This window comes from Mycolicibacterium hodleri, assembly GCF_025822245.1.
GTDB lineage: Bacteria > Actinomycetota > Actinomycetes > Mycobacteriales > Mycobacteriaceae > Mycobacterium > Mycobacterium hodleri.
The window spans coordinates 1-17,057 of the sequence record NZ_JACKTL010000036.1 but is presented as its reverse complement, the minus strand read 5'-3'; the positions used below and the strand labels follow the sequence as shown (position 1 = coordinate 17,057).

At 64.9% G+C, this 17,057-nt stretch carries 11 protein-coding genes and 3 rRNA genes; all 14 read right to left on the bottom strand.

Going from position 1 to position 17,057, the window contains the following annotated elements; translation table 11 throughout:
- Positions 1 to 90 precede the first annotated feature (90 nt).
- Complete coding sequence (xerD, locus tag H7J06_RS15595; RefSeq protein ID WP_308205798.1) at positions 91 to 1,032, bottom strand: site-specific tyrosine recombinase XerD; 942 nt, start codon at positions 1,030 to 1,032, stop codon at positions 91 to 93.
- A 2-nt stretch (positions 1,033 to 1,034) separates the two neighbouring features.
- A complete protein-coding gene (locus H7J06_RS15590; protein ID WP_264039863.1) occupies positions 1,035 to 1,658 on the bottom strand; it encodes an NUDIX domain-containing protein in 624 nt (207 codons plus the stop codon).
- Positions 1,651 to 3,399 (bottom strand): CTP synthase, encoded by a 1,749-nt coding sequence (gene pyrG, locus H7J06_RS15585; RefSeq protein ID WP_264039862.1) that lies wholly within the window; start codon positions 3,397 to 3,399, stop codon positions 1,651 to 1,653. Before pyrG ends, H7J06_RS15590 begins: the two co-directional genes overlap by 8 nt.
- Positions 3,400 to 3,511: 112 nt before the next feature.
- Entirely contained in the window at positions 3,512 to 4,453 is a 942-nt protein-coding gene (locus H7J06_RS15580) for a copper transporter (protein ID WP_264039860.1), read from the bottom strand.
- A 30-nt stretch (positions 4,454 to 4,483) separates the two neighbouring features.
- Positions 4,484 to 5,668 (bottom strand): putative cytokinetic ring protein SteA, encoded by a 1,185-nt coding sequence (steA, locus tag H7J06_RS15575; protein WP_264039859.1) that lies wholly within the window; start codon positions 5,666 to 5,668, stop codon positions 4,484 to 4,486.
- A gap of 120 nt (positions 5,669 to 5,788) precedes the next feature.
- Entirely contained in the window at positions 5,789 to 7,549 is a 1,761-nt protein-coding gene (gene recN / locus H7J06_RS15570) for a DNA repair protein RecN (protein WP_264039858.1), read from the bottom strand.
- The gene (locus H7J06_RS15565; RefSeq protein WP_264039857.1) at positions 7,539 to 8,471 is read right to left on the bottom strand and encodes an NAD kinase; all 933 of its coding nucleotides are present in this window, start codon (positions 8,469 to 8,471) and stop codon (positions 7,539 to 7,541) included. The genes recN and H7J06_RS15565 overlap by 11 nt, the downstream gene beginning before the upstream one ends.
- Positions 8,468 to 9,277, bottom strand: a complete 810-nt coding sequence (locus H7J06_RS15560) for a TlyA family RNA methyltransferase (protein ID WP_264039856.1) — start codon at positions 9,275 to 9,277, stop codon at positions 8,468 to 8,470. Before H7J06_RS15560 ends, H7J06_RS15565 begins: the two co-directional genes overlap by 4 nt.
- 6 nt (positions 9,278 to 9,283) lie before the next feature.
- Entirely contained in the window at positions 9,284 to 9,463 is a 180-nt protein-coding gene (locus tag H7J06_RS15555) for a hypothetical protein (protein ID WP_264040134.1), read from the bottom strand.
- The gene (locus tag H7J06_RS15550) at positions 9,460 to 10,482 is read right to left on the bottom strand and encodes an HAD-IIA family hydrolase (protein WP_264039855.1); all 1,023 of its coding nucleotides are present in this window, start codon (positions 10,480 to 10,482) and stop codon (positions 9,460 to 9,462) included. Before H7J06_RS15550 ends, H7J06_RS15555 begins: the two co-directional genes overlap by 4 nt.
- Before the next feature lies 1 nt (position 10,483).
- Positions 10,484 to 11,350 carry a tetratricopeptide repeat protein gene (locus H7J06_RS15545; protein ID WP_264039854.1) on the bottom strand — a complete coding sequence of 289 codons (867 nt, stop codon included), beginning with the start codon at positions 11,348 to 11,350 and terminating at the stop codon, positions 10,484 to 10,486.
- Between the two features lie 244 nt (positions 11,351 to 11,594).
- Positions 11,595 to 11,707: ribosomal RNA gene (gene rrf, locus H7J06_RS15540) — 5S ribosomal RNA — on the bottom strand.
- 146 nt (positions 11,708 to 11,853) lie between these two features.
- A 23S ribosomal RNA gene (locus H7J06_RS15535) occupies positions 11,854 to 14,989 on the bottom strand.
- 458 nt (positions 14,990 to 15,447) lie between these two features.
- Positions 15,448 to 16,966, bottom strand: a 16S ribosomal RNA gene (locus H7J06_RS15530).
- The 16S, 23S and 5S rRNA genes sit together here, the layout of an rRNA operon.
- Positions 16,967 to 17,057: the final 91 nt, after the last annotated feature.

The following is a 17,057-nucleotide window of genomic DNA, read 5'->3' as shown; positions in this document are numbered from 1 at the left end:
CATCGCTTGGAGTTTAACGGGATGGGAACGCTCTGGACGCCAGACCCGCGCGGTGGACTAGAAGAGACTCGTTCTCGGGTGCCGTCACCGTTACCGCGCTCGGGGGTGTGCGCCGGCCCAGACCTCCCGCAGCGCGGACACCGTCACCAGCGTGTAGATCTGCGTGGTGGTGACCGAGGCGTGGCCGAGCAGTTCCTGTACGACGCGCACGTCGGCACCGCCTTCCAGCAGGTGCGTGGCGAAGGAGTGTCGCAGCGTGTGCGGTGACACCGACGCGGAGATGCCCGCTCGTTCGGCGGCGTCCTGCAGCACCTGCCAGGCGCTCTGCCGGGACAGCCGGCCGCCGCGGGCGTTGAGGAAGATTCCCGGGGTGCCCTTGCCGCGGCGCGCCAGGTCGGGGCGGCCGCGGACGAAGTACGCGTCGAGCGCGCTGACGGCGGGCCTTCCGATCGGCACCAGCCGTTGCTTGCCGCCCTTGCCGCGCAGCAGCACCGACCGCGACTGCACGTCGACGTCGTCCACGTCGAGGCCGACGGCCTCGGAGATGCGCGCCCCGGTGGAGTACAGCACCTCGAGCAGCGCGCGGTTGCGCAACGACAGCGGACCGTCGGTCTCGCCGTCACCCCCCGCACCCTCGAGCAGCGCGACGACGTCGTCGACGCTGATGCTCTTGGGCAGCCGGCGGGTCGGGGTCGGAGGCTTGACGGCGCGGGCGACGTCGGCGGTGGTGAGTCCCTCGGCGGCGGCGAATCGGTGAAATCCGCGGACCGCGATGAGGGTGCGCGCCGCGGACACCGCCGACAGCGGGGTGCTGCCGAGGTCCTCGTCTCCGACGCGCAGCGACACCAGGAAGTCGGTGACGTGCTCCTCGGTGACGTCGGCGACGTCGGCGACGCCCCGGGCCGTCAGATGTGCCAGATAGCGGCGCAGGTCCCGCCGATACGAACTCAGCGTGTTGGCGGCCACCCCACGTTCGATGGTCAGGTGGTCCAGGTACCCCCGCAGTTGGCCGTCCAAGGCGCCGAGGGCGATGGTCACCCGTTGGCCCGGCGTGCGGCGAACCTGGTCGGTTTGTCGGGCCACGGCGCGTCGACCGGGCGTAGCTCCCGAACGTCGCGGTCGACGGTCCGGGCGGCCAAGATGCCCGCCACGGCAAGGGAATTGACGATCGTGCCGCTGAGCACCATTTCGACTGCCTCGGCCAGTGGGAACCACTGCAGCTCGAGGTCGGCCTCCTCGTCGTGCGCCTCGGGCCGGCCGACGTCGGTCAGACCGGTGGCCAGGAAGATCCGGACGGATTCGTCGCTGAAGCCCGGGGCCGAGATCACGTCGACCAACACGGCCCAGTCCCTGGCCTGCAGGCCGGCTTCCTCCTCGAGTTCCCGGGCTGCGCTCAGATGCGGTGCCTCGCCGTTGACGTCGAGCAATCCGGCGGGCAGCTCCCACAGCCGACGCCCCACCGGGTGCCGGTACTGATGGATCAGCGCGACGTTGTTGTTCTCGTCCAGTGCGACCACGCCGACCGCACCGTAGTGTTCGACGACCTCGCGCCGCGCCGTCCGCCCACCCGGCATGGCCACCTCGTCGGCGCGCAGCGCGAAGATCTTTCCGACGTAGATCGTCTCGCTGTCGACCGTGGTGAACTCGTGGTCAGCCACGGTGCGCGGGCTCTGACAGCTCGGCGCCGTTGGCTCGTTGAGTGGCGAGCTCGACCGGCAGCCGTTCGGCGGCCTTGTAGTCGAGGGCGGCCCCCACGAAGGCGACGAACAGCGGATGCGGGCGGGTGGGCCTGCTCTTGAGCTCCGGATGCGCCTGCGTGCCGACGATGAACGGGTGCACGTCGGTGTCGTACTCGACGAACTCGACGAGGTGACCGTCCGGCGAGGTTCCCGAGAACCGCAGTCCGCTCTCCGCGATGCGGTCGCGGTAGGCGTTGTTGACCTCGTAGCGGTGCCGGTGCCGCTCGGACACCGACGTCGACTCGTAGGCCCGGGCGACGATCGAATCCTCGTCCAGCACAGCGGGATAGGCGCCGAGGCGCATGGTGCCGCCCAGGTCGGCCTCCCCCGCCACGATGTCCTGTTGATCTGCCATCGTCGAGACCACCGGGTCGGGCGTCTCCGGGTCGAACTCCGCGGAGTTGGCGTCGTCGATCCCGACCGAGCGGGCCGCCTCGATGACGATGCACTGCAGTCCGAGGCACAGTCCGAGCACCGGGATGCCGTGCTTGCGGGCGTACTTGATGGCCCCCAGCTTGCCTTCGATGCCGCGGATGCCGAAGCCGCCCGGGATCAGCACGCCGTGGACGTCATTGAGCGCAAGCGCCGCGCGTGGATCGGTCTCGCAGTCGTCGGAGGCGACCCACTGGATCTCTACCTTGGCGTGGTGCCGGAAACCGCCGGCGCGCAACGCCTCGGCCACCGACAAGTACGCGTCCGACAGATCGATGTACTTGCCCACCAACGCGATTCGCACGGTCTCCCGCGGCTCGTGGACGCGGCGCAGCAGATCGTCCCACTCGGTCCAGTCGACGTCGCGGAACGGGAGGTTGAGCCGGCGCACCACGTATGCGTCGAGTTCCTCGCGGTGTAGCACCTTGGGGATGTCGTAGATCGACGGCGCGTCGGGGGTGGAGATGACGCCGTCGACGTCGACGTCGCACATCAGCGCGATCTTGTTCTTCAACGGCTCGGGCACGTCACGGTCGCAGCGAAGGATCAGCGCGTCGGGGCTGATGCCGATGCTGCGCAGCGCGGCCACGGAGTGCTGCGTGGGCTTGGTCTTCAGCTCACCGGACGGCGCGAGGTAGGGCACCAACGACACGTGCAGGAAGAACACGTTGTCCCGGCCTACCTCGTGGCGGACCTGCCGGGCCGCTTCGAGGAACGGCAGCGACTCGATGTCGCCGACCGTGCCGCCGATCTCGGTGATGACGACGTCGGGCCGGTCGCCCTCGTCGTCCGGCTCGGCCATCGCCAGGATGCGGCGCTTGATCTCGTCGGTGATGTGCGGGATGACCTGAACGGTGTCGCCAAGGTACTCACCGCGACGTTCCTTGGCGATCACCGTCGAATACACCTGCCCGGTGGTCACGTTCGCCGATCCCGACAGGTTGCGATCCAGGAAGCGTTCGTAATGCCCGACGTCGAGGTCGGTTTCGGCGCCGTCCTCGGTGACGAAGACCTCACCGTGCTGGAACGGATTCATGGTGCCCGGGTCCACGTTGAGGTAGGGGTCGAGCTTCTGCATCGTCACGCGGATACCGCGGGCGGTGAGCAACTGGCCGAGGCTGCTGGCGGTGAGACCCTTGCCGAGCGAGGACGCGACCCCGCCACTGACGAAGAGATGCTTGGTCGTGGTCTGTGGGTGCCTACGTAACGAATTCGTTCGGCTGAGCAAGTGGCGACCTCCGTGGCGAATGGCTTGGGGCCTGCCGACCCACGGAAACTCACCCTAACACCGACGGGGCCGAGTGGGGACTGACGCGCCGGTCGGAGGGACTACCGAGGAGTCACTGGGCGAGCGTCAACGACGCGGCGCCGCGGCCGGTGCCGTACTGCCCCGGGCGACCGCCGTCGACCATCTCCTGAAGTCCCAGCACCGCGGTGATGCGCCCCGACGACCGGTCGACGTCGTCGACCGTGGCGACTGCGTTGGCGAGGCTGGTGTCGGACCGGACCACCGCGACGGCGCCCGTGCCGGTGGCCGAGCCGTCACGTCCGGCGAGCAGCGTGCCCGCGCCGTGGGGGGCCAGACCCGCGGCGAAGCGCGCGACGGTCGAACCCTGGTTGCCCGCGTCGTCGGCCAATCCGCCGCCGGTGACGATCAGCGCGGTGTCTGCCGCCCCGATCCGTTCGGTGCCGTAGGTGAGGAAGCCGGTGTCACGAAGCGCTGCCAGCACGGCGTCACGTTGCGCGTCGTCGACGGCCGGGACCGCCGGGTCCTTGCCGGTGAACAACGCCATGCCGAGCAGATCTCCCGCCTGCGAACCCTGGTCGACCGAGGTGGTGCTCAGCTGGCGCCCGGCTGGCACGATCGGCGAGTTGACGACCGACAGCAGCTTCTCCGAGGAATTGGCGTCGACGAATTCCTTCGTCATCGCGATCGTCCCGGTCACCACGCCGCCGGCCTGCCCGACGAGACGCGACAGCGCGGTGACGTCGTCGTCGGCGGCGTCGGGCGTCCGGAACATCACCACCGACTTGCCCTTCAGGGCGTCGCGGATGATCCGCGGCGACATCTGTGCGTCGAAGTCGTTTGCCGCACTCAGCTTTTCGTTGAGGACGTTCTTCTCGTCGGTCAGCCCGTTGATCTGGTTCTGCATCTGGGTCTTGTCGTCCTTGAGACCCGCGAGCAGCGTGTTGGACAACAGCCCCGACCCCAGGGCTACGCCGATCGCCAACGCGAGGAAGACCGCTGCCAGTGAGATGGCATGTGAGCGAAGGGAAATCACGAAACCTCCGAGAAGTTGCGAGCCGGTGGGTCAGGTGACCAGGCCCTGCACCCACAGGGAGAACTGGTTCCAGTACTGGGTGACCCATTCGATGACGACGGCGTCGGCGCGGGACACCCACAGCGCGGCGATGACGGCGATCAGCATGGCCAGCACCAGCAGTGCGATGGCACCACCGGACACGCGGCTGCGGTAGAGCGTCGCGACGGCCTTGGCGTCGACCAGCTTCTCGCCGACCTTCAGCCGGGTAAGGAACATCGACGGGTTGCTCTGTTGGCGCGAGCGGTCGAAGAACTCCTCGATGCTGGCGTTGTGGCCCGCGGTGACGATCAGCGAGGCGCCGTGGTGATCACACAGCAGCATGGCGAGGTCGGCGGCCGACCCGGCGGCGGGGAACGTCATGGCCCCCACGCCCAGGTCCTGGATGCGCTCGAGACCCTTGGCGTGGCCGTCGGCGTCGGCGGGCAGCACCACCTGGGCGCCCGACCGCAGGACCTCGACGCTCATCTCCTCCGGGTCGCCGACGATCAGCGCCGGTCGGTGCCCCGCCCGGCGCAGCACGTCCGCGCCCGAACCGACGCCGACCAGGACCGGCTGATACTCCTTGATGAACGGCTTGAGCGCCTTGAGGTCCTCCGCGGCGTCGGCTTCGTCGGCGACGATGACGACGTGCCTGCGGTGCAGGTCGACGTCGATGTCCGGGATGCCCATGCCGTCGATCAGCAGCGGGCTCTCGCTGCGGATGAACTCGATGGTGTTGCCTGCGAACGCTTCGAGGTGTGCCACCAGACCGCTCTTGGCCTCGTGCATGAGGTCGTGGATCTCTTCGTCGGTGCGCTCGGTGCCGAGCGCGAGGCGTCGGTCACCGGAGTAGACGCCGCCGTTGTGCAACCGGACCTTGCTGCCGTCCTTGATCTTCTTGAAGATCTCGGGGCCCGCCTCGTCGATCAGCACGACGCCGTTGGCGACCAGCACCTCGGGGCCGAGGTTGGGGTAGCGGCCCGAGATCGAGGGCGACGCGTTGACGACGGCGGCGATGTTCGCGTCGACCAGGGCGTCGGCCGTGATGCGGTCGAGGTCGAGGGCGTCGATGACGACGACGTCGCCGGGCCCCACGCGTCGGAGCAGGCGGTCGATGTCGCGATCGACGCGGGCCGTACCGGTTACGCCGGGTCGTGAGCCGGCATTACGCGAGAGGAGCGCTGACATCTTCATGGGGGGATTCTGTCGGCGAACCCTCAAGTTGAGGTGGAGGCGCGCCGTACCACCAGCCTCAGAAGTTACGTTCTGTCACATCTGCAACACGATCGGGCGGGCGGTTGCATCTCGGCCCGACTACTCGGCGGCTTCCTTTTGCGCGCCCTCGAGCAGCTCCCGCGCGTGCGCGCGCCCACTGTCGGACTCCCCCAGCCCGGCCAACATGCGCGCCAGCTCACCGACCCGGTCGTCGTCGTCGAGGCGGCGCACTTCACTCGACTTGCCCTTCCCGGAACCGCTGTCTACGACGAGGTGCACGTCGGCATACGCGGCCACCTGCGGCAGGTGGGTCACGACGATCACTTGGTGCGTCCGGGCCAGCCGCGCCAAGCGCCGGCCGATCTGTACGGCTGCGCGTCCACCGACGCCGGCGTCGACCTCGTCGAAGACCATCGTCGTGCCCTCGGCCGACGCCGCCAGCACCACTTCCAGCGCCAGCATGACGCGGGACAGCTCGCCGCCGGACGCACTCTTGGCCAGCGGCAAAGCCTCGGATCCGGAATGCGGCGTGAAGCCAAACTCGACGGCGTCCACGCCGTCGTGACCGGCATGGACCACCTCACCCGAGGCCAGCGTCAACGGTGCCGAGTCGTCGGATCTGGCCAACAGCGGGCTCACCGCGATGCTGAATCCCGCGCCCGACATCGCGAGCCCGGCCAGCTCGGCCGTCACCGCCTTCGCCATCGCCTTGGCGGCCTTGGTCCGCACCTTCGTGACGTCGGCGGCCGCCGCGACGACCTTCTCCTGGAGCGCGTCCACGCGTTGCTGCAGGGCCGCCAGTCCCTCCTCGGAGACGTCGAGCTGGGCCAGTCGACTACGCGCGTCGTCGGCCCAGGCCAGCACGCCGTCGACGTCGGCGGCATACTTTCGGGTCAAGTTGCGCAGCTCGCCCTGGCGCGCCAGCTTGCCCTCCAGAGTGCTTGCGTCGCTGGGCAATTCAGCCAGGTAGTCGCCGAGCTCGCCCGAGACGTCGCCGACCACGGCAAGGGCCTCACCCAACCGGTCGCCCAGTGACCGCAGGGCGGCGTCGTCGGTTGCCTGCAGCGCGGTCTTCGCATGGCCGATCCCGTCGATCGCCGACGTCTCCCCCTGCGCCGGATCGTCGAGCTCACCGGACAGCGCGACCCGCGCGGTCTGCGCCGCGTCGCGCAACGCGTCCAACTCCGAGAGCCTGCGGATGTCGGCCACCAGCGCCTCGTCCTCCCCGAGCTGCGGGGCGACGGCGTCGATCTCGCCGAGCCCGAACTGCAGTCGGTCGGCCTCCAGCGCCAGCTCGCGCGCACGCTGCCGGCGATCGGCCAGATCGCGACGCAGGGCGAGCCACTCCTCGCGGTGGGTCCGATACCGCGCCAGCGGGGCGTCGACGTCCGCGAACCGGTCCAGGGCCCCCCGCTGCTCGTCGGAACGCATCAGCCGCAGTTGGTCGTTCTGGCCATGCAGCGCAAGGAGTTCGGTGGTGAACGTGCTCAACGACTTGGCCGGCACGCTGCGTCCACCGAGATAGGCGCGCGACGGACCCTCCCGGCTGACCGACCGGGCGGCGATGACACTGCCGTCGTCGTCGCGGTCGGCGCCGGAGGAATCCAGGATCTCGTCGATCCGCTTGGCCACCGTGCCCTCGATTTCGGTGGTCGTGAAGCGGCCCTCCACCACCGCGCGTTCCGAGCCGGACCTGACACGACTGGCGTCCGCCCGCGCGCCCCCAAGCAGGTGCAGACCCGTGACCACCATGGTCTTGCCTGCGCCGGTCTCCCCGGTCAGGACGGTCAGCCCACGGTCGAACTCGGCGGTCGCCGACCGGATCGCACCGAGTTCGGTGATGCGGATTTCAGCGAGCACTTTGCCCCCGCCAGCCGGTGACCGGCAATTGGAACTTGCGTACCAATCGGTCGGTGAATGGCGCGCTGTCCAGCCGGATCCACTTCAGCGACGTGCCGCACCGGGTGACCTCGAGACGACCGCCTGCCGGCACCACCATCTCGCGGCGGCCGTCGCAGAACACCATCGCGTCATAACCGCTGGCCTCGACCTCGATCGCAATCGACGCATCCGGGCTGGTCACCATCGGCCGCGCGAACAGTGCGTGAGCGTTGTTGGGTACTACCAGGATCGACTCGAGATCGGGCCAGAGAATGGGCCCGCCCGCGGAGAATGCGTACGCGGTGGACCCGGTCGGCGTCGACACCAGCACGCCGTCACATCCGAACGCCGAGACCGGACGTCCGTCGACCTCGAGGACGACGCCGAGCACGCCGAGCCGTGGCCCCTTCTCCAGGCTGGCCTCGTTGAGGGCCCACCCCCGCTGCTTGATCTGACCGTCGACGCGCACGACGATGTCGAGCGTCATGCGCTTCTCGACGCTGTAGCTGCGATGGATCACCTGATCCAGCACGGTGTCGATCGCCGAAGCCTCCGCTTCGGCCAGGAATCCGATGCGGCCGAGATTGACGCCGAGCACCGGGATCTCGACGTTGCGGGCAAGTTCCGCGGCTCGCAGAAACGTGCCGTCGCCTCCGAGGACGAGCACCATCTCGCATCCCTCGGCGGCACGCTCGTCGGCGTCGACGACCTGGATGTCGGTGCCGAGCGCGCTGACCTCGTCGGCGCTCAGGTAGTACGGCTCGTGGTCGACCTGCTCCGCGGCCAACACGCGCAGCCCGATTCCGTTCGCGCTGAGCACCTTCTCCACTCGCCGAGCGGTCTCGGTGGCTTCGTCGCGGCCGGTGTGTACGACGAGGAGCACCTGGCGTTCGCAGGTCATTGTGGTCCTTCTTCGATCGCTCGACGGACGGCGTGCTCCAGGGACTCACCCAGGAGTGGACGGTCGGTGTGCGCTCGCAGGCGCAGGAAGAACTCGACGTTGCCGGACGGCCCGGGAAGCGGGCTCGACGTGACGTCGACGGCATGCCAACCGAGTTCGGCCGCTCGGCGGGCGACCGACAGGACCGCGTCGGCCCTGATCTCGGGGTCCGACACGACACCTCCCGGCCCCACTCGCGCCTTGCCCACCTCGAACTGTGGTTTCACCATGGGAACGATATCGGCGTCCGCCGACGCGCAGGACACCAGCGCGGGCAGCACCGTCGCCAACGAGATGAACGACAGGTCGGCGACCACCAGGTCAACCGGTCCGCCGATGGCCTCGGCGGTCAGCGTGCGCACGTTGGTCCGCTCCATGACCACCACCCGCGAATCCGAGCGCAACGGCCAGGCGAGCTGGCCGTATCCGACGTCGGCGGCGACCACTTCGCCGGCCCCACGATCCAGCAACACCTCGGTGAAGCCGCCGGTCGACGCGCCGGCGTCCAGGCAGCGGCGCCCGTGCACCGGGACGTCGAAGGCGTCGAGGGCTCCGATCAGTTTGTGGGCGCCCCTCGACACCCAACTGCGCTCGTCGGCGCCGGTGACGGTGAGCTTCGCGTCGACGGTCACGGCGGTGGCGGGCTTCCCGGCGGGAATGCCGTCGATGCGCACTCGACCGGCATCGATCAGCTCCGCCGCCTGCTGGCGGGACCGTGCCAGGCCACGCCGGACCAGCTCGGCATCAACGCGAGCGCGCCGAGTCACGTGTGCTTACCTCTCGACTGATTCCAGCGCCCGAACCAACAGGTCGTGGGCCTCCTCCAAGCGCGCCGCGATGGCCTCGACGTCGACGTGCTCGGAGTCGTCGGCAGTCGGATCGGGAAGCTCGGCAAGCAGGGCCGCGACCCTGGCTCGGATCTGATCGGGATCGGACGTCATCTCGACGTTCACGCTAGCTGATTGGACGAGCCCGCCAACGCACAGCGCTCCAGCGCTTCGTGCGCCGTGTGATCTCCGCCGAGGATGGCGAACCGGACCCCGTCGACGCTCGAACCCCAGACGGTGCTCGCCACGGCACGGACGATGCTCAACGGGTCCTCGGCATCCCGACCGGTCCAGTAGACGGTGACGTCCTGCGGGCCGACCTCGACGCGCCAGGACGGATGCGGCGCCACCCGCAGCGAGCCGCTGTCTTCGTTCAGCGACCGCAGGTCCGCGGCGAGGTAGTTCGGTCGCTCCGCGGCGTCGGCGTAGATCATGTCGGTCACCGAGCTGACCCCGGTCAGCACCAGCATGCTGGGCAAACCGGCGGCGTTGGCGCCGGCGATGTCGGTGTCCAACCGGTCCCCGATCACCAACGGTCGTTCGAACTCGCCGCGGGCCAGCGCGTCGAGCAGCAGCGGCGGCTGGGGTTTGCCCGCCACCTGTGGCCGCTGATCGGTCGCGGTCTCGAGCGCCGCGACCATCGACCCGTTGCCGGGCAACAGACCGCGTTCGGACGGCAAGGTGCGGTCGACGTTCGCCGCCACCCACAGCGCGCCGTCCCGGATCGCCAACGCCGCCTCGGCGAGGTCGGCCCAGCCCGTCTGCGGCGAGTGCCCCTGCACCACCGCTGCGGGCTCGTCGGCGAACGCACGCACCGGCTCGAGGCCAACCTTGCGTACTTCGTCGGCCAAGGAATCGGTGCCGATGACCAGAACCTTGTCACCCGAACCCATTTGGGACGCGAGCAGTCGCGCCGCGCTCTGCGCACTGGTGACGACGTCGTCGGCCGTCGCGGCGAATCCCATCGCGACGAGATTCTTCGCGACCTCGTCGGGGCCGCGGGAGGCGTTGTTGGTGACGAACAGCGTGCGGGGCTCGATGCCCTTCAACGTCTCGACGGACCCCTCGGTGGGCTGCTGCCCGCGGAAGACGGTGCCGTCGAGGTCGAGCAGAAGACAGTCGTGTTGTTGCGCAAGGGTTGTCACGTCAGCTGAGCTCCGTAATTCGCTCGTCGGCGTCGGTGACGCCGTCGACGTCCGCCGCCTCGGCGTTGATGAACCATTGCAGCGCTTCGTCGTTGCGCCCCAGTGCGAGAAGAGTGTCGGCGTAGGCGTAGAACAGGCGGGTCGCCGTCAGCCCCGTCCGTTCCGGATCGAGTGGGGGTGAGGAGAGCACGGCCAGCGCTTGTTCGTGCTGACCGAGATCCGACCGCGCGCCCGCGACGACGATGCGCAGCTCGTCGGCGTCGTCACCGGTGAGTTCCTCGGCCTCCGGTGTGTGGGACAGGTCGATGGCGCGCTGCGGGCGGCCGACGCCGCGCTCACAGTCCGCGATCAACGCCAACAGCGGGGACTTGCTCCCCATCCGCCGGGCGGTGCGGAATTCCGAGAGCGCCTGGGCCCAGTCACCGCAGTGGTAGGCCGCGATCCCCACGGCCTCGCGCACGGCAGCGATCCGGCCCGATCGCGTCCGCGCCGCTTGAGCATGCTTCAACGCCAGCTCGGGGTCTTCGTCGAGAAGGTCACCGGCCGCGACGAGATGCTTGGCGACGTAGTCGGCGGTGGTCTTGTCGAGGGTCATCAGTTCGCCGCGGACGTCGGGCGCAAGTTGCTTCGCCTCGACGTCGGGCGGGATGGGCGGTGCGTTCTTGTCCGACCGCGGATCGTCGGTCGGCGACGACGGCCGTCGGGGGCGGTCGGGGGCGCCGGATCGGGGGGCGCCCCGGCGGTCTCCGAACCCGGAACCGGGTGCCGATCCGCGACGGGAGTCCGTAGAGCCCCGTCGGGGTGCGCCGGCGCTGGGAGTACGCCGAGGCCGTTTGTCCTCGCCTCCGCGTTGCGTGTCCTGAGCCACGTCTGCCTTCCCTCTTCTTCTCGCCGTCTCGGAAAGGATACGGCGACATTCGACACCACGCGACGAATGCCAAATTGAATGACATTGTTGGTGGAAATGCCTAAGGCCCCCAACGTGGTTGGGGGCCTTAGGTGAAAGGGTGTTCGGCGGTGTCCTACTTTTCCACCCGAAGGGGCAGTATCATTGATTGTTGGTGGAAATGCCTAAGGCCCCCAACGTGGTTGGGGGCCTTAGGTGAAAGGGTGTTCGGCGGTGTCCTACTTTTCCACCCGAAGGGGCAGTATCATTGGCGCTGGTAGGCTTAGCTTCCGGGTTCGGGATGGGACCGGGCGTTTCCCTACCGCTGTTGCCGCCGTAACTCTATTTATTTTACGCCCCACAATTATTTGGTGGTGGGGTGTGGTCTGTTCGATTCATGAACATGTGTGGTTGCGAGGTGCACGAGGTGCACAATGTGGTGTTACACGCCTTCTTGCTTGACCCAAGTGATTCATTTTTTGGGTGTGTGTAAGTTTTCGGCCGGTTAGTGCCAGTTCCCTGCAACCATTGCTGGTCTTCTAGGTCTGGTCTATCGATCCCGTGGTCTGCGGGGGGCCTTATCCCTCTCAAAGGGTGAGAAACCTGGTCTTGGAAGAGGTTTCCCGCTTAGATGCTTTCAGCGGTTATCCTGTCCGAACGTAGCTATCCAGCCGTGCCACTGGTGTGACAACTGGTAGACCAGAGGTTCGTCCGTCCCGGTCCTCTCGTACTAGGGACAGGTTTCCTCAAGTTTCTGACGCGCGCGGCGGATAGAGACCGAACTGTCTCACGACGTTCTAAACCCAGCTCGCGTGCCGCTTTAATGGGCGAACAGCCCAACCCTTGGGACCTGCTCCAGCCCCAGGATGCGACGAGCCGACATCGAGGTGCCAAACCATCCCGTCGATATGGACTCTTGGGGAAGATCAGCCTGTTATCCCCGGGGTACCTTTTATCCGTTGAGCGACACCCCTTCCACTCGGGGGTGCCGGATCACTAGTCCCGACTTTCGTCCCTGCTCGACATGTACGTCTCGCAGTCAAGCTCCCTTGTGCACTTGCACTCAACACCTGATTGCCGTCCAGGTTGAGGGAACCTTTGGGCGCCTCCGTTACTTTTTTGGAGGCAACCGCCCCAGTTAAACTACCCACCAGGCACTGTCCCTGAACCGGATATACGGTTCGAAGTTAGAAGCCCAATACGATCAGAGTGGTATTTCAACAACGACTCCACCCACACTGGCGTGTGCGTTTCACAGTCTCCCACCTATCCTACACAAACCGTAACGAACTCCAATACCAAGTTGTAGTGAAGGTCCCGGGGTCTTTTCGTCCTGCCGCGCGTAACGAGCATCTTTACTCGTAGTGCAATTTCGCCGAGTCTATGGTTGAGACAGTTGAGAAGTCGTTACGCCATTCGTGCAGGTCGGAACTTACCCGACAAGGAATTTCGCTACCTTAGGATGGTTATAGTTACCACCGCCGTTTACTGGGGCTTAAATTCTCAGCTTCACCCCGAGGGGTTAACCGGTCCTCTTAACCTTCCAGCACCGGGCAGGCGTCAGTCCGTATACATCGTCTTGCGACTTCGCACGGACCTGTGTTTTTAGTAAACAGTCGCTTCTCACTGGTTTCTGCGACCCCCCACCGCTGCCGGCAGCTCGTGCCATGACAGTAAGGGGTCCCCCTTCTCCCGAAGTTACGGGGGTATTTTGCCGAGTTCCTTAACCATAGTTCACTCGTACGCCTTGGTATTCTCTACCTGACCACCTGTGTCGGTTTGGGGTACGGGCCGTGTGTGTGCTCGCTAGAGGCTTTTCTCGGCAGCACAGGATCACCAAATTCGCCTCACTCGGCTATGCATCACCTCTCAGGCATCATGAACGACGGATTTACCTATCGTTCGCCCTACGGGCTTGCCCCAGTGTTACCACTGACTGGTATGGCTACCTTCCTGCGTCACCCCGTCGCTTGACTACTACCAGCGAAGGTCCCGCGCAGCCCCAGAAATTCATTGACCCGAAGGTCGTTGATAATCCTGGTTTTGGGCGGTTAGTACCGCTGATTCATCACGGGCGCGCACACACGGGTACGGGAATATCAACCCGTTGTCCATCGACTACGCCTGTCGGCCTCGCCTTAGGTCCCGACTCACCCTGGGCGGACTGGCCTGGCCCAGGAACCCTTGGTCTTTCGGCGGGCAAGGTTCTCACTTGCCTTATCGCTACTCATGCCTGCATTCTCACTCCCACACCCTCCACCACACCATCACTAGGTGGCTTCACCGGCGTGCAGGACGCTCCCCTACCCAACGTCCACCCCGAAGGATGACTCGTTGCCGCGACTTCGGCGGTGTGCTTGAGCCCCGCTACATTATCGGCGCACAATCACTTGACCAGTGAGCTATTACGCACTCTTTCAAGGGTGGCTGCTTCTAAGCCAACCTCCTGGTTGTCTTCGCGACTGCACATCCTTTTCCACTTAGCACACGCTTAGGGGCCTTAGTCGGCGATCTGGGCTGTTTCCCTCTCGACGCACGGAGCTTATCCCCCGCCGTCTCACTGCCACACTGTTGACTTACCGGCATTCGGAGTTTGGCTGACGTCAGTAACCTTGTAGGGCCCATCGGCCATCCAGTAGCTCTACCTCCAGTAAGAACCATGCAACGCTGCACCTAAATGCATTTCGGGGAGAACCAGCTATCACGGAGTTTGATTGGCCTTTCACCCCTACCCACAACTCATCCCCTCAGTCTTCAACCTAAGTGGGTTCGGGCCTCCACAACATCTTACTGCTGCTTCACCCTGGCCATGGGTAGATCACTCCGCTTCGGGTCCAGAACACACCACTACACCACACACACTTGTGCGGATACGCCCTATTCAGACTCGCTTTCGCTGCGGCTACCCCACACGGGTTAACCTCGCGACATGTCCCTGACTCGCAGGCTCATTCTTCAAAAGGCACGCCATCACCCCACCACGAAGGAGGGCTCTGACGGCTTGTAGGCACACGGTTTCAGGTACTATTTCACTCCCCTCCCGGGGTACTTTTCACCATTCCCTCACGGTACTAATCCGCTATCGGTCATCAGAAGGTATTCAGGCTTACCGAGTGGTCTCGGCAGATTCACAGCAGATTTCACGGGCCCGCTGCTACTCGGGAACACCACACAAGGCAGGCGTCGGGTTTTCACGTACCGGGCTCTCACCGTCTACGGCAGGCCATCCCAAGACCACTTCCGCTAACCACGACACTTTCTCACTGCCCTCCAGGGAGGTAGCCCTAGACATATGGGTCCCACAACCCCGCACACACAACCCCTACCCGGTATCACATGCATACGGTTTAGCCATCCTCCGCTTTCGCTCGCCACTACTCACGGAATCACTATTGTTTTCTCTTCCTACGGGTACTGAGATGTTTCACTTCCCCGCGTTACCTCCCGCACCCTATGAATTCAGATACGGGTAACACGACATCACTCGTGCTGGGTTCCCCCATTCGGACATCCTCGGATCAACGCTCGGTTGGCAGCTCCCCGAGGCATATCGCAGCCTCCCACGTCCTTCATCGGCCTCTGATGCCAAGGCATCCACCATGCGCCCTTAAACACTTACAACACAAAAACCAATTGTTTCAAACAAAAAATCGAAATTACACCACAACAACCCACAACACCTCCGAACCCACCCACAGACCACCACACCCCCGAAAGAGCACGACGACCAAGGCAGGAACCTCGACTGCTGCGAGTTGATGCTCGCAACCACTATCCACGAATCAAACACCACACCCCACCACCAAAACCTAGGGGCAACAACACACCTCCCACCACACACAGTGGCCAGGGAAACACGGGCCTGTTGTCTCAAAGCCCAACAGTGTGCTTGGCAGCCCACCGAACACCACCCCCCAAACGGAAAGGTGACGCCGGCGTTTTTTGAGTTTGTCTGTGCACCAGAACCCGCTCCACTACAGATACGCCCAGTGACGGGCAACGGGTCCATCCAACGAATCGCTGCGAACTCCGAACTCCCACACGATGTGGGCGGACCGCAGTCTCGTGGTGCTCCTTAGAAAGGAGGTGATCCAGCCGCACCTTCCGGTACGGCTACCTTGTTACGACTTCGTCCCAATCGCCGATCCCACCTTCGACGGCTCCCTCCCACAAGGGGTTAGGCCACCGGCTTCGGGTGTTACCGACTTTCATGACGTGACGGGCGGTGTGTACAAGGCCCGGGAACGTATTCACCGCAGCGTTGCTGATCTGCGATTACTAGCGACTCCGACTTCACGGGGTCGAGTTGCAGACCCCGATCCGAACTGAGACCGGCTTTAAAGGATTCGCTCCACCTCACGGCATCGCAGCCCTTTGTACCGGCCATTGTAGCATGTGTGAAGCCCTGGACATAAGGGGCATGATGACTTGACGTCATCCCCACCTTCCTCCGAGTTGACCCCGGCAGTCTCTTACGAGTCCCCGCCATGACGCGCTGGCAACATAAGATAGGGGTTGCGCTCGTTGCGGGACTTAACCCAACATCTCACGACACGAGCTGACGACAGCCATGCACCACCTGCACACAGGCCACAAGGGAACTGATATCTCTACCAGCGTCCTGTGCATGTCAAACCCAGGTAAGGTTCTTCGCGTTGCATCGAATTAATCCACATGCTCCGCCGCTTGTGCGGGCCCCCGTCAATTTCTTTGAGTTTTAGCCTTGCGGCCGTACTCCCCAGGCGGGGTACTTAATGCGTTAGCTACGGCACGGATCCCAAGGAAGGAAACCCACACCTAGTACCCACCGTTTACGGCGTGGACTACCAGGGTATCTAATCCTGTTCGCTCCCCACGCTTTCGCTCCTCAGCGTCAGTTACTGCCCAGAGACCCGCCTTCGCCACCGGTGTTCCTCCTGATATCTGCGCATTCCACCGCTACACCAGGAATTCCAGTCTCCCCTGCAGTACTCTAGTCTGCCCGTATCGCCCGCACGCCCACAGTTGAGCTGTGAGTTTTCACGAACAACGCGACAAACCACCTACGAGCTCTTTACGCCCAGTAATTCCGGACAACGCTCGGACCCTACGTATTACCGCGGCTGCTGGCACGTAGTTGGCCGGTCCTTCTTCTGCACATACCGTCACTCGCGCTTCGTCTGTGCTGAAAGAGGTTTACAACCCGAAGGCCGTCGTCCCTCACGCGGCGTCGCTGCATCAGGCTTGCGCCCATTGTGCAATATTCCCCACTGCTGCCTCCCGTAGGAGTCTGGGCCGTATCTCAGTCCCAGTGTGGCCGGTCACCCTCTCAGGCCGGCTACCCGTCGTCGCCTTGGTAGGCCTTAACCCCACCAACAAGCTGATAGGCCGCGGGCCCATCCCACACCGCAAAAGCTTTCCACCAANNGACATGCATCCCAAGGTCATATCCGGTATTAGACCCAGTTTCCCAGGCTTATCCCGAAGTGCAGGGCAGATCACCCACGTGTTACTCACCCGTTCGCCACTCGAGTACCCCGAAGGGCCTTTCCGTTCGACTTGCATGTGTTAAGCACGCCGCCAGCGTTCGTCCTGAGCCAGAATCAAACTCTCCAAACAAAAACAACCCGGCAAAACCAGGTGCATCGCAAATCAGAGAAATCCGATATCCAACAACCAGTCAAAACTGGCAAAAAAAACAAAACCATCC